The 11,704-nt window shown below is 71.9% G+C and carries 12 protein-coding genes; 6 read left to right on the top strand and 6 right to left on the bottom strand.

Features of this window, described 5'->3' with window-relative positions; genetic code table 11:
- The first annotated feature begins 63 nt into the window (after window positions 1–63).
- Window positions 64–783 (top strand): 7-cyano-7-deazaguanine synthase QueC, encoded by a 720-nt coding sequence (gene queC, locus NJ376_RS20945; protein WP_252955233.1) that lies wholly within the window; start codon window positions 64–66, stop codon window positions 781–783.
- Complete coding sequence (locus NJ376_RS20940) at window positions 776–1,339, top strand: VUT family protein (RefSeq protein ID WP_252955232.1); 564 nt, start codon at window positions 776–778, stop codon at window positions 1,337–1,339. Before queC ends, NJ376_RS20940 begins: the two co-directional genes overlap by 8 nt.
- 291 nt (window positions 1,340–1,630) lie before the next feature.
- Here the strand turns inward: NJ376_RS20940 and NJ376_RS20935 are convergent, their stop codons facing one another.
- The 4 genes from NJ376_RS20935 to NJ376_RS20920 all read right to left on the bottom strand — a co-directional run bounded on the left by NJ376_RS20935 (window position 1,631) and on the right by NJ376_RS20920 (window position 5,647).
- A complete protein-coding gene (locus NJ376_RS20935; RefSeq protein WP_252955231.1) occupies window positions 1,631–1,885 on the bottom strand; it encodes a hypothetical protein in 255 nt (84 codons plus the stop codon).
- 52 nt (window positions 1,886–1,937) lie between these two features.
- Window positions 1,938–2,429 (bottom strand): DNA polymerase III subunit chi, encoded by a 492-nt coding sequence (locus tag NJ376_RS20930; RefSeq protein ID WP_252955230.1) that lies wholly within the window; start codon window positions 2,427–2,429, stop codon window positions 1,938–1,940.
- A 277-nt stretch (window positions 2,430–2,706) separates the two neighbouring features.
- Entirely contained in the window at window positions 2,707–4,119 is a 1,413-nt protein-coding gene (locus NJ376_RS20925) for a leucyl aminopeptidase family protein (protein ID WP_252955229.1), read from the bottom strand.
- Between the two features lie 16 nt (window positions 4,120–4,135).
- The gene (locus tag NJ376_RS20920) at window positions 4,136–5,647 is read right to left on the bottom strand and encodes a leucyl aminopeptidase (protein WP_252955228.1); all 1,512 of its coding nucleotides are present in this window, start codon (window positions 5,645–5,647) and stop codon (window positions 4,136–4,138) included.
- Between the two features lie 239 nt (window positions 5,648–5,886).
- Between NJ376_RS20920 and NJ376_RS20915 the strand changes: the two genes are divergently transcribed.
- Both NJ376_RS20915 and NJ376_RS20910 read left to right on the top strand, forming a co-directional pair.
- Window positions 5,887–6,663: a 3'(2'),5'-bisphosphate nucleotidase CysQ family protein gene (locus NJ376_RS20915; RefSeq protein ID WP_252955227.1), complete on the top strand. Its 777-nt coding sequence runs from the start codon at window positions 5,887–5,889 to the stop codon at window positions 6,661–6,663.
- On the top strand, window positions 6,660–7,646 hold the full coding sequence (locus NJ376_RS20910) for an L-threonylcarbamoyladenylate synthase (protein WP_252955226.1): 987 nt from the start codon (window positions 6,660–6,662) through the stop codon (window positions 7,644–7,646). The genes NJ376_RS20915 and NJ376_RS20910 overlap by 4 nt, the downstream gene beginning before the upstream one ends.
- Window positions 7,647–8,175: 529 nt before the next feature.
- On the opposite strand, the gene NJ376_RS20905 is transcribed toward NJ376_RS20910, so the two are convergent.
- Window positions 8,176–8,919, bottom strand: coding sequence for a hypothetical protein (locus NJ376_RS20905; protein ID WP_252955225.1), 744 nt, complete (start codon window positions 8,917–8,919; stop codon window positions 8,176–8,178).
- Window positions 8,920–9,490: 571 nt separating this feature from the next.
- Between NJ376_RS20905 and NJ376_RS20900 the strand changes: the two genes are divergently transcribed.
- The gene (locus NJ376_RS20900) at window positions 9,491–9,799 is read left to right on the top strand and encodes a non-heme iron oxygenase ferredoxin subunit (protein WP_252955224.1); all 309 of its coding nucleotides are present in this window, start codon (window positions 9,491–9,493) and stop codon (window positions 9,797–9,799) included.
- Window positions 9,800–10,044: 245 nt separating this feature from the next.
- Window positions 10,045–10,887, top strand: a complete 843-nt coding sequence (locus NJ376_RS20895) for a class I SAM-dependent methyltransferase (protein WP_252955223.1) — start codon at window positions 10,045–10,047, stop codon at window positions 10,885–10,887.
- A 61-nt stretch (window positions 10,888–10,948) separates the two neighbouring features.
- Here NJ376_RS20895 and NJ376_RS20890 read toward each other — a convergent pair.
- The coding region (locus tag NJ376_RS20890) for a tripartite tricarboxylate transporter substrate-binding protein (protein WP_252955222.1) at window positions 10,949–11,704 on the bottom strand (756 nt) is incomplete at its 5' end.

Below are 11,704 nucleotides of genomic sequence, written 5' to 3'. Positions count from 1 at the left end.
GCCGGCGCCGGCGCCGGCGCCGGAGGGCTGGGGCGGGGGCGTCGCCCCCGCTATCCTCGCCCAATGACCGACCACGCCCTCGTCCTCTTCTCCGGCGGCCAGGATTCCGCCACCTGCCTCGCCTGGGCGCTGGACCGCTTTCCGCATGTCGAAACCCTCGGCTTCGACTACGGCCAGCGGCATCGCGTGGAGCTGGAGGTGCGCGCCGCCTTCCGCGAGCGCCTGGCGCGTGAGAATCCCGCCTGGGCCGCACGCCTCGGCCCCGATCACCTGCTGACGCTGGATGCGCTGCGCGAGGTCTCCGACACCGCCCTGACACGGGAGACGGAGATCACCATGCAGGCGAACGGCCTGCCCTCCACCTTCGTGCCGGGGCGGAACCTCCTCTTCGTCACCTTCGCGGCGGCGCTGGCCTATCGCCGCGGATTGCGCCACCTCGTCGCCGGCATGTGCGAGACGGACTATTCCGGCTATCCGGATTGCCGCGACGACACGCTGAAGGCGCTGCAGGTCGCCATCAATCTCGGCATGGACCGCCGCTTCGTCCTGCATACGCCGCTGATGTGGCGGGACAAGAAAGCCACCTGGGCACTGGCCGCGCGCCTCGGCGGCGCCGCGCTGGTGGAAGCGATCCGGGTGGAGACGCATAGCTGCTATCTCGGCGACCGCACCACCCTGCACGCCTGGGGCTTCGGCTGCGGCACCTGCCCCGCCTGCGAGCTGCGCCAGCGGGGCTGGGAGGCCTGGGCCGCCGATCCCGGAAAGGATGAGACGCATGACTGACGCGGCCCGCAGCCGCATCGAGGGCGGGATCTTCCTCACCGCCTTCGGCCTCTGCATCCCGGCGGCGAACTGGCTGATCGGCCATGTCGGCACCTCCTGCGTGCCGCAGGGTCCCTGCCTGATCCCCGTCGCCCCCGGCCTCACCGCGCCCTCCGGCGTGCTGATGATCGGCCTTGCCCTGGTGCTGCGGGACCTGGTGCAGCGCCGGCTGGGCCTCTACTGGGCGATGCTCGCCATCATCGGCGGCGCGCTGCTCTCCGGCCTCGTCGCGCCGCCCTCGCTTGTCATCGCCTCGGCCGCCGCCTTCCTGCTGAGCGAGACGGCGGATCTGGCCATCTACACCCCGCTGCAGCGGCGCGGGCTGGTGCTGGCGGTCGCCGCCTCTTCCCTGGTCGGGCTGGTGGTGGACAGCATCGCCTTCCTCTGGCTGGCCTTCGGCAGCCTGGAATTCCTGGCGGGCCAGGTGGTGGGCAAGCTCTGGATGGTGCTGCTGGCCCTGCCGCTGATGCACTGGCTGCGGCGGCGGGATGCGCGGCTGGGTATCACGCCGGCCTGACCCGGGGGAGGGCTTTGCCCCTCCTGCCTCGGGCAGGCCGTGCGCGACGAGCCCGGTACGCGTCAGCACGGCGTCCGGGCCGGGCTTCTGCGAGAGCGGGTGTGGCACCTCCGGCAGGGCAAGTGTCGCGCGTCTCGTGAAGGCTGGACTCATGCCGGATCGTCATGTTCCGGATGGTGGCATGGCCGGGAGTGCGGCCTCGCGGTCACGCCGGCGAAAGCGGCGCGCGGCGGAGCAGGCAATGCCCAGGCGCTGGGCAGACTGCCCGTCCTGGGCAGGCAGCGGTACCGCCTAGAGGTATCGCCCCCGCTCCATGATCTCGAGCGTGTATTCCCGGTAGCTCATGCCCAGCTCCTCGGCACGGGCCAGGCGCCGCAATGCGATCTCCCGCGGCACCTTCCAGGCCTGCTTGACCTTCTTGCGCCAGACATAGCCGCGCCAGCTCTCCTCCGGGTCCAGCGGCGGGCCGCCATTGTGCCCTGGGCGCGGCGGCGGCAGATCCGGCACCGGCCGCGGCGGCGGGTGGATGCGGCGGCGATGGCGCATGGCGAACTCCTCCTGCCCCGGAGCTAGCAAGCACCGCGCCAGCGAGCCCCGGTCACGCCTTCGGCACCAGCGCTTCCTGCGGCGGTGCGCCAGCGCTCGCCTTCCGCTCCCAGCCCCGTGGCCCCTGCTGCCAATAGGTCAGCGCATGCCCTGCCGCGCGCGCCGCCGCCCAGCGCCGCCGCGCCGCCTGCACCGCCGCCTCGTCATGGCCGTCGAACAGGTCCAGCACCCGGTCATATTGCGAGAGCCTAGCGCTCTCGGCGCCGTCCAGCAGCACCAGGAAGCGGGCGCCGTTGGGCGGCGCCTCATCCTCCGCCGTCAGCCAGATGGGCTGGTGCGCGGCATGGCCCATGGCCGCCGTGCCATGCGGCAGCCAGTCCGGATCGGCGCAGAGCCAGAGCGCGGCATCCAGCGCCTGCACCCGCTCCGGCCCGCCGCACAGCACCAGGGCGCGGCCCTCCTGCGCCAGGATGCGGCCCAGCAGCTTGGGCAGGGCCTGCTCCAGCGGTGTCCGCGTCAGATGATAGAAGCCGATCTCGGCCATGGCCCCACTCTGCCCCGCAATCCCCGCCCGGCCCAGCCCCGGGCCGGCAGGCTTGTTCCGCAGGGGCCGCGCCGCATGCCAGCGGCGCTCGCCTCCTGGCCAGGGCGAAGCCCCTCGCCCATCATCGCCGGCCCCGGGACGGGCGAGGCCCGCGGCATGCCTGTCAAAACCCGCCCGGTGCCCTTCCGCAGTTTTGCCGCGGACGCCTGTGCGAGGTCTTGGGAAGACGGCGCATTCTGGCCGCCACAAACCCGCGCAGCGGTTTTGTGAGGCGTTCTCAGTGGCGCTCCACATCCTCGAAATACATCTGCATCAGCATGTCCAGCAGCCGCGCCCCGAAGCCGGAAGGCCCCTTGCCGCCCAGCGCCCCGGCCTCCGCCCTGGTGTCCACCCCCGCGATGTCGAGATGCGCCCAGGGCACCCCGCCCGCGAATTCCCGCAGGAAGGCCGCGGCGTGGCAGGCATCCGGCAGGAAGCGGCCGGTGGCGCATTGCTTCAGATCGGCGATGTCGCTGCGCAGATCCTCGCGGTGCCGCGTGCCGATCGGCATGGGCCAGAGCCGCTCGCCCACCATCTCTCCCGCCGCCGCCGCCTGGGCCAGCAGCGCCGCATCCGTGCCGAACAGCCCGGCCCGGTGCGCACCGAGCGCGGTGACGATGGCGCCGGTCAGGGTCGCCAGGTCCAGCATGGCCTGGGGGCGGAATTGCGTCGCCGCGTAGTGCAGCGCATCGGCCAGCACCAGCCGCCCCTCGGCATCGGTGTCCACCACCTCCACCGTGCGGCCGCTGCCCATGCGCAGCACATCGCCCGGCCGGTAGCTCGCGGCGCCGGTCATGTTCTCGGCAATCGCCAGCACGGCGACGGCCGGCGCCGGGGACCGCCGCAGGGCGAGCGCCAGCATGGCCCCAGCACAGGCCGCCGCGCCGGCCATATCCGCCTTCATCTCCTGCATGCCCGAAGCCGGCTTGATGGAGATGCCGCCCGTGTCGAAGCAGAGCCCCTTGCCGATGAAGGCGACGGGCGGTGCCGCCACGCTGCCGCGCCAGCGCAGCACGGCCAGCCGCGGCGGGTTGGCGCTGCCGCCGCCGACCGCGAGCAGCCCGCCCAGCCCTTCCCGCCGCAGCCGCTTGCGGCCCAGCACATCCACGGTGATGCCGTGCTCCGCCAGGGTTTCCAGCCGACGGGCGAATTCCCGGGTGGTAAGGCGGTTGGCCGGCATTGCCACCAGCTCCCGCGCCAGCAGGCAGCCACGCACCGCCGCCTCCGCCCGCGCCCAGCGCGGCAGCACCGCCTCCGGGCTGTCCACGATGAGGTCGAGGCGCGACGGCGCCACCTCCCCCGGCGCGCGGTACGCGTCGCAGCGCCAGGCGCGCAGCGCCGCACCGGCCGCAAGCGACGCCGCCGCCTCCGGCGCCAGTCCGCGGGCATCGAGGCCGAGGCGCGGCACCGCGCCGGCGGCGGCGAGGCCCAGGCCGCCCGCCTCCTCCCAGTCCAGCGACCGCTTCGGCGTGCCGCAGCCCAGCAGGATCAGCCGCCTTGCCGGGCCGGGCTGTTCCGCCACCTGCCCCGCCGCGCCGGTGAAGCCGGCGGCGGCGGCGAAGGGGAAGCGCGCGGCATCACCCTCCACCACCGGCACCAGCAGCGGCGCGGCATCCTCGCGCGGGGCGCGGCGCAGGCGAAGCTTCAGCATGCCCGGCGCGCGTCGCTCAACCCTCGTAATGCTCCGCCACCAGCCGATCGAGCAGCCGGACGCCGAAGCCCGTCGCGCCCTTCGGCACGGTCGGCAGATCCTTCGTCGTCCAGGCGGTGCCGGCGATGTCGAGATGCGCCCAGGGCATCGGCCCGTCCTTGGTATCGACGAAGCGCTGGATGAAATGCGCCGCGGTGATGGAGCCGCCCGGCCGCCCGCCGACATTCTTCATGTCGGCGATATCCGATTTGAGCTGCTTGTCATAGGCCTCGCCCAGCGGCATGCGCCACAGCGCCTCGCCTACCGTCTTGCCCGCGGCGGTGAGCTGCTGCGCCAGGGCGTCGTCATTGCTGAACAGCCCGGCATGCTCATGGCCGAGCGAGATGATGATGGCGCCGGTCAGGGTGGCGAGGTCCACCATGAAGCGCGGCGCGAAGCGCTGCTGGCAGTAATGGATGACATCCGCCAGCACCAGCCGCCCCTCGGCATCGGTGTTGATCACCTCCACCGTCTGGCCGGAGGCGGTCTTCACCACATCGCCCGGCCGCTGCGCGCTGCCGGAGGGCATGTTCTCGACGAGGCCGACGAGCCCCACCGCATCCACCTTGGCGCGGCGCCCGGCCAGCGCCAGCATCACCCCCGCCACGGCGCCGGCGCCGGCCATGTCGAATTTCATGTCCTCCATGCCGGCGGCGGGCTTGATGGAGATGCCGCCGGTGTCGAAGGTGACGCCCTTGCCGATGAAGGCGACCGGCTTCTGCGCCGCCTTCTTCGCCTTGCCGCCCGTCGCGCCGTTCCACTGCATCACCACCATGCGGGGCTCCTCGGCGCTGCCCTGGGCCACGCCGAGCAGGGCGCCGAAGCCGAGCTTCCTCATCTCCTTCGGCCCCAGCACCTCGACGACCAGGCCGTGGCTCTCCAGCGCCTGCAGCCGGTCGGCGAATTCGCTGGGGTTGAGGACGTTGGGCGGCTCGCTGACCAGGTCGCGGGCGAGGAAGACGCCATCCGCCACCGCCCGCATCGGTGCCCAGGCCGCCTTCACCGCGCTGGCGGCGTCGGTCGCGACCGAAACCCGTTCCAGCTTCGGCTTGTCCTCCTCCTTCTCCGTCGTCCGGTAGCGGTCGAAGCGGTAGCTGCGCAGCAGCAGGCCGAGGGAGAGGCTGGCGGCGATGGGCGCCGGCAGGGCCTCGGCGGCGATCACCGCCTCCCGCTCCCCGCTGATGAGGGGGAGGAGGGCGCCGCCCGCCGCCTCCGCCGCCTCCGCCGTCATCTCCTTGCCGAGGCCGAGGGCGACCAGCTTGGCCGGGCCGGGGGCGCCGCCCTCCAGCGCCGGCGCCCAGATGGTGGCGCTCTGCCCCTTGCGGCCCTTGAAGCCGGCGGCGGCCAGCGCCTTCAGCACCGCCCCGCCGGTGGCGGCGTCGATCGCCTGGGCGAGGCCGGTCAGGGCCGTCTCCGCCCCCTCCGCCAGCGGCAAAACCAGGGCACCGTGGCGCGGCAGGGCGGGTTTGACGAAGGCGATATCGAGCATGCGGGGGGAATCCGGAGCTATGACAAGGCGGGGTCATAGATAGCATCGCCCCGCCGCATCGCCATGGCGCGCTGTTCCGGAGAGGACAGGGAAGAAAAACTAAGGGAAAGAGATCCGGGGCTCTGCCCGTTGGCGGCAGTGCCGCCAACGGGCAGCGCCCCCATGCTTCCCTTCGCTGCCAGGACCGTTTTTCTCCCTCGCCACCTGTGCCCCCCACCCCCGGCTGCTACATTCGCCGGATGACCGATCAGGACGCGTTGGAGCTTGCCGCCCGCCTCGCCGCCCGGGCCGCCGCCGCCATCAATGCCGTGCGCGCCGCCGGCTTCGCCGTGGAGCGGAAGGGCGACGACAGCCCCGTCACCGAGGCCGACCGCATCGCCGAGGCGCTGATCGTGGAGGGGCTGCGGGAGGCGGCGCCCGGCCTGCCCGTGGTGGCGGAGGAGGAGGTGGCCGCCGGCATCATCACCGCCCCGGCCGAGCGCTTCTGGCTGGTCGATCCGCTGGACGGGACCAAGGAATTCGCCAAGGGCCTCGATGAATTCGCCGTCTGCATCGGGCTGGTGGCGGCGGGGCGGCCGGTGCTCGGCGTGCTGGCCCTGCCGGCGACGGGGGAGGTGTTCGGTGGCCTCGTCGCCGCGCGCCAGGCCTGGAAGCAGCAGGGGGAGGCGGGCGCCCGCACGCCCATCGCCGCGCGGCCAATGCCCGGCAGCGGCGCGGTGCTGCTGGACAGCCGCAGCCACCCCAACCCGCGGCGCATGGCGGGCTGGCTGGCGGACCGCAAACTGAAACTGGACCGGGTGCAGCCCATGGGCTCCGCCATGAAATTCGCCCGCATCGCGGAAGGGGCGGCGGATGTCGCGCCGCGCCTCGGCCCGACCATGGAATGGGATACGGCGGCCGGCCAGGCGCTGCTGGAAGCGGCGGGCGGCCGGGTGCTGGACGAGGCCGGCGCGCCGCTGCGCTACGGCAAGCCCGGCTGGCGCAATGGCGGCTTCGTCGCCGAGGGGCGGCGATGACCCGCCTGCTGCCCCCGGAGGCGGTGGCGGAGGCCGCCGCCCTGCTCCGCGCCGGCGAGCTGGTCGCCTTCCCGACCGAAACGGTCTACGGCCTGGGCGGGGATGCGCGGAACGGCCGGGCTGTCGCCGCCATCTTCGCCGCCAAGGGGCGGCCGCATTTCAACCCGCTGATCAGCCACTACCCCAGCGCCGAGGCGGCTTTCGCCGATGTCCAGCCGGATGATCGCGCCCGGGCCCTGGCCGCCGCTTTCTGGCCGGGCCCGCTGACCCTGGTGCTGCCGCGGCGCCCGGGCGCCGCCATCGATCTGCTGGCGGGGGCGGGGCTGGATACGCTGGCGGTGCGGGTGCCGGCGCACCCCCTGGCGCTGGCCCTGCTGCGGGCGGCGGCGCTGCCGGTGGCCGGCCCCTCCGCCAACCTCTCCGGCCAGGTCAGCCCCACCACCCCGGCGCATGTGCTGGCCGGGCTCGGCGGCCGTATCGCCGCGGTGCTGGATGGCGGGCCCTGCGCCGTGGGGGTGGAGAGCACGGTGCTGGACCTGACCGGCGCGGGGCCAAGGGGAGGTGCCGTGCTGCTGCGGCCCGGCGGCATCACGGTGGAGGCGATCGAGGCGCTGATCGGCAAGGTCGGCCGGCCGGGCCCGCAGGCGGCGGCGGCGGCGGCGCGCAGCCTGCGCTCCCCCGGCATGCTGCTCTCCCACTACGCCCCGTCCCTGCCGGTGCGGCTGAACGCCACCAAGGCGGCGGCGGATGAGGCGCTGCTGGCCTTCGGCCCGGCCCTGCCCGGCGCCACGGTCACCTGGAACCTCTCCGAAACCGGCGATCTGGCGGAGGCCGCGGCGCGGCTCTTCGCCGGGCTGCGCTGGCTGGATGCGGAAGGGAGTGCGCGCGGCTGCGCCCGCATCGCCGCCATGGCGGTGCCGGAGCGGGGTCTCGGCATAGCCATCAACGACAGGCTGGCCCGGGCCGCGGCACCGCGCGGCTGAGCGCGGCCGGGCCTGCTTGCGGGCGGCACCGGCCGAAACGGCCTGCCGGGCGCCTGGCAGGGCACGGGCAAGGCTGCGGGGGTTGTTCGGGGCAGGGAAGGCCGCAACCCGGCCGTGATGGGCACCACCAGGGCGGGCAGCCTTCTGGCCCGCTGACAGGCGCGGCGCGGAAAGGACCCGCCAGAGCGGCGCAAGGCCGTTCGCGGACAGGCCTTGTTCCCCCCCATCGAAGCCGTGGTTGTGGCCGGAATCCCGCGGCAGGCCTGCCGCCATGCCGGCGGCCCGGGACGCGGGACGCCGCCAATGCCGAGCGGGTCCGGCAGGGCGCCCCAAAGCCGCCGGTGCATATTCGGTTCACATGCGCCGGGAGCGTGCCCCAGCCCTGTCTCGGACAGCAGATCACGCCGCCGGACGATGCTCCCCGCCCCTAGAGCAGATCGCGTTCAGATGGAATCAGCTGAACGCGTGAAGATGCTCGCAAACACCGGCCTGGAGCATGCTGCGTGAGCGTAAGCGAACGCAGCATGCTCTAGAATCGGCCGCTGATGCCGATGGTGAGCTTGGGAGCGCCGGTGCCGGGGCAACCGCTGGCAAGGCGCAGCGGCGCCGCGCTGGGCCGGCGCAGCTCCAGCTTCAGCTCACAGCTCGCCGGCCGGTCCATGCCGCGCAGCTCGAGGTGCCGGACGGCGGCGACCTGCAGTTCGGCGCGCAGGGGCATGCCGGCCACGGAGCCGATGTCGCTCGCCAGGGAAGCGGCGGCACGTACCGTCAGCTTGTCCCCCCCGCCCCCGTCGGGCAGCGGGACCACCGCCAACTGGTCCCCGAGGCCGATGCTGGCCTGGAAGCGCGCGCCCCCCGGCAGGGACAGCGCCGCCTCCTGGCGCAGGGAGGCGCCGAGAGCCGGGGCAGCCAGGGTACCATAGGCCCCACCCGCCGCGTCCATCCGCAGTTCCGGCAGCAGCGCCAGCGTGATGTCCGGCCGGGCGACGAACTGGTGGCGCCCGCCGAGGACCACCGCGGCCCGGTAGGAGGAGCCGTTTCCATCCATGCCCGCGGCGGTCGGCGTCGCCTCGCCCAGCGCCCACCAGCCGCGGCCCGGCGCATCCCAGCGCAGCCGGGTACCCGGCTCGGCAAGAACCGCACGGCTCGTCTGCCCGGTCAGCGACTGGGCTGGCGTGACGGTCTCGACGGCCTGCGCCGGCAGGGCCGCCACTATGAGGACGCAGAGCGTCATTGCCCGGGCCAGCGCCCGCAGCGAATGAAATACCAGCATGAAATGTGCCCCGAATAAGGCCAATTGCGGCCAAATCTTGTCTGGCGCGAGTTAGGCCGACCCCTCTTCGCGTTGCAAGTCATAAATCGCGAATTCGAGAGTTTTAGGTTCTGTGCCTTATCGTGACGGCATTGGCCCTTGACGCTTCTCTCGGCCGCTTTCTCTGCCGTTACAGCGCATTTGTTGCCAACTGCCTTTCCGTGACTTGCAACAGGAGTCAGAGCGGGAAGGCCGCCCCTTCCGCATTGCGCAACACGCCGGCCGGTCGCGCATCGCTGGCGTCCCAGCCCCAGCGGCGTTGCCACAGATTGCCCGACAACTCTGCCATGATCGGGCCGAGGTATCGGCAATGGCAACGATCACCGCATGCAGCCACGGTTCGGCGACCGGATACGCTCCCGTGATCGCCCCGGCGGCCTGGCCATGCCCCGCGCCGGCGATGGCGTCCCGGATGGCCGATGCCCGGTGCAGGCCGGGAAGCGTGGCGATGCCGCCCGCCACGCGTGATCGACAGCCGTCGCCGGGGCGGCTATGGCGGGCGGACAACTCCGCAGGCAGAAGGTCTCCGAAGATGGCCGAATGGCACCGCGTCGCCGCCGAGGATGAACTCGCCGAGAACATGCCCCTGCCGGTGCGCATCAACGGGGAGCCGGTGGCTGTGGTGCGGCTGGAGGACGGGATCTATGCGGTGCACGACGTCTGCACCCATGAATACGCCCTGCTGTCCGACGGCTTCTGCGAGGACGGCAAGCTGGAATGCCCGCTGCACCAGGCCTGCTTCGACATCCGCACCGGCGCGGCGCTGAACGAGCCGGCGGAGGTGCCGGTGACGACCTACAAGGTGAAGGTCGAGAACGGCGAGGTCTTCATCGAGATGTGACGCCCAGCGCGGGCCGTTTCGGGCGCTCCTCGCGAGAGTGGGCGCGGCGCCCCCGGCAGCCTTGCCGCCTGTCGGCCTGGCGTTGCCCCTGCCGCCGCCGCAAGCCAGCAATCATGCCGTAAGGGGTTATTTACGGAACGCCGACATAGTGAGGCCGCCACGATCCGGCATGGCCTTGCCGAAACGGCGACCAGGCAGCCGGATCAGCCAATAACGGCTTCCACGCGGGCGCTTGGATCATCGGCATGCAAAAATACTCGAAGGCTGAGCGGTATACGGCATTTCTTGCCGCTTATCTGCCACGGCTGACAGCGGTCACCGGCGTCTGCTATGGCGAAGACACGTCGCGGCGGGGGCTACCGCTTCTGGCCGCGCTGGCCAGGGCGACGACCCCAGGTATATGCCTGGAATTTGGTGTCTATAAGGGCAGTTCCATCAATTACTGCGCGGCTCAGTATCCGAACCGGCGGTTTTATGGCTTCGACAGCTTCCAAGGCTTTCCGGATGATGGCCGGAATGACTGGAAGCAGGATTTCTCCACTCATGGCGTGCTGCCCAAGGTGCGCGAGAACGTTACGCTGATCCCCGGCTTCTTCTCGGATACCCTGCCGAATTTTCTGTCCGAACAGGCTGACCCTGTCGCCTTCGTCAATATTGACTGCGACATCTATTCCTCTACTGCCGATGTGTTCGTCGCCCTTCGAAAAGCCGGCATGCTGAAGCCCGGGCTGCCGATCTCCTTCGACGAGTTGATCAACTACAAATCGTTCCTTTGGAATGAAATGCTTGCCCTGTTTGAAATGCTGGAGCAGACTGGACTGGGCATTGCATGGGTCTGTGCTCACCAGAGGATCAGGCTGGTCGATGAGACGCTTTTCCTCCTGCAGTCCGGCGCCTACCCAAGCTGGGAGGATGATCTCAGAACCGGCTTCCGCCAGCAGGCATCCCTTGTCCTGACCGATCAGGGGCTGGATCTCTCGATCCTGTCCCTGCCGCATGCCGAGCAGCGGATCAAGCAGATGGCGAAGACCCTGATGGAGCTGACGCGGCAGCACAGCCCCGCCAGCCTCAACGCGCTCCAGGACTAAGGCCCAGCCAGGAGCGGCCGGAACCGTCGCAAAGCTCGGTCTCGCGCCCAAGCAGGGCCGGTCACTCCGCCCGGATCCCGCCTTCCTTCACCACCCTGGCCCATTTCGCCGCCTCGGCGGCGATCTGCGCCTGGAATTCCTCCGGCCCCACCTCCAGCGGGTCCAGCCCGGCGGCGATGATCTTCTCCCGCACCGCGGGCAGGCGGGAGGCGGCGAGCAGGTCCTGGGACAGCCGGATGGTCAGCGGCGCTGGCAGCCCGGCCGGCGCCAGCACGCCGTACCAGGAGCCAGCCTCCGCTCCGGCATAGCCGAGCGAGGCGAGGGTCGGCAGGTCCGGCAGTTCCCGCCAGGGCCGGCCGGCCGCCACCGCCAGGCCGCGCAGCGCGCCGGCGCGGATCTGCGGCACGGCGACGGTGGAGTTCAGGAAGCCCGCAGGCACCTGGCCGGAAAGCAGCGCCGTCTGCGCCGGCGCGGCGCCGCTGAAGGGGACATGGGTGTACGGGATGTCCGCGACCAAGGCGAAGAGCGCCGCCGCCAAGTGGCTGGCATTGCCGACCCCGGCCGACGCCATGGCAAGGCCCCCCGGCGTGGCGCGGGAGCGGGTGATGAAGCCCGGCACATCGGTGATGCCCGTGCCGGGATGCACCACCAGCACCATCGGATGGAACGCCGCGTTCAGTAGCGGAGTGAAGCCGCGCACTGCGTCATAGGAGAGGCGCGGCATCAGCGCCGGGTTCATCACATGGGCGGTGGCGGCCAGCAGCAGGGTGGTGCCGTCCGGCGCGGCGCGGGCGACGACCTCCGTGCCGATGGTGCT

The sequence above is a fragment of the Siccirubricoccus soli genome (genome assembly GCF_024178315.1).
Classification (GTDB): domain Bacteria; phylum Pseudomonadota; class Alphaproteobacteria; order Acetobacterales; family Acetobacteraceae; genus Siccirubricoccus; species Siccirubricoccus soli.
Note: the sequence above shows the minus strand (reverse complement) of the source record. Positions and strands in the feature narration are given on the sequence as shown.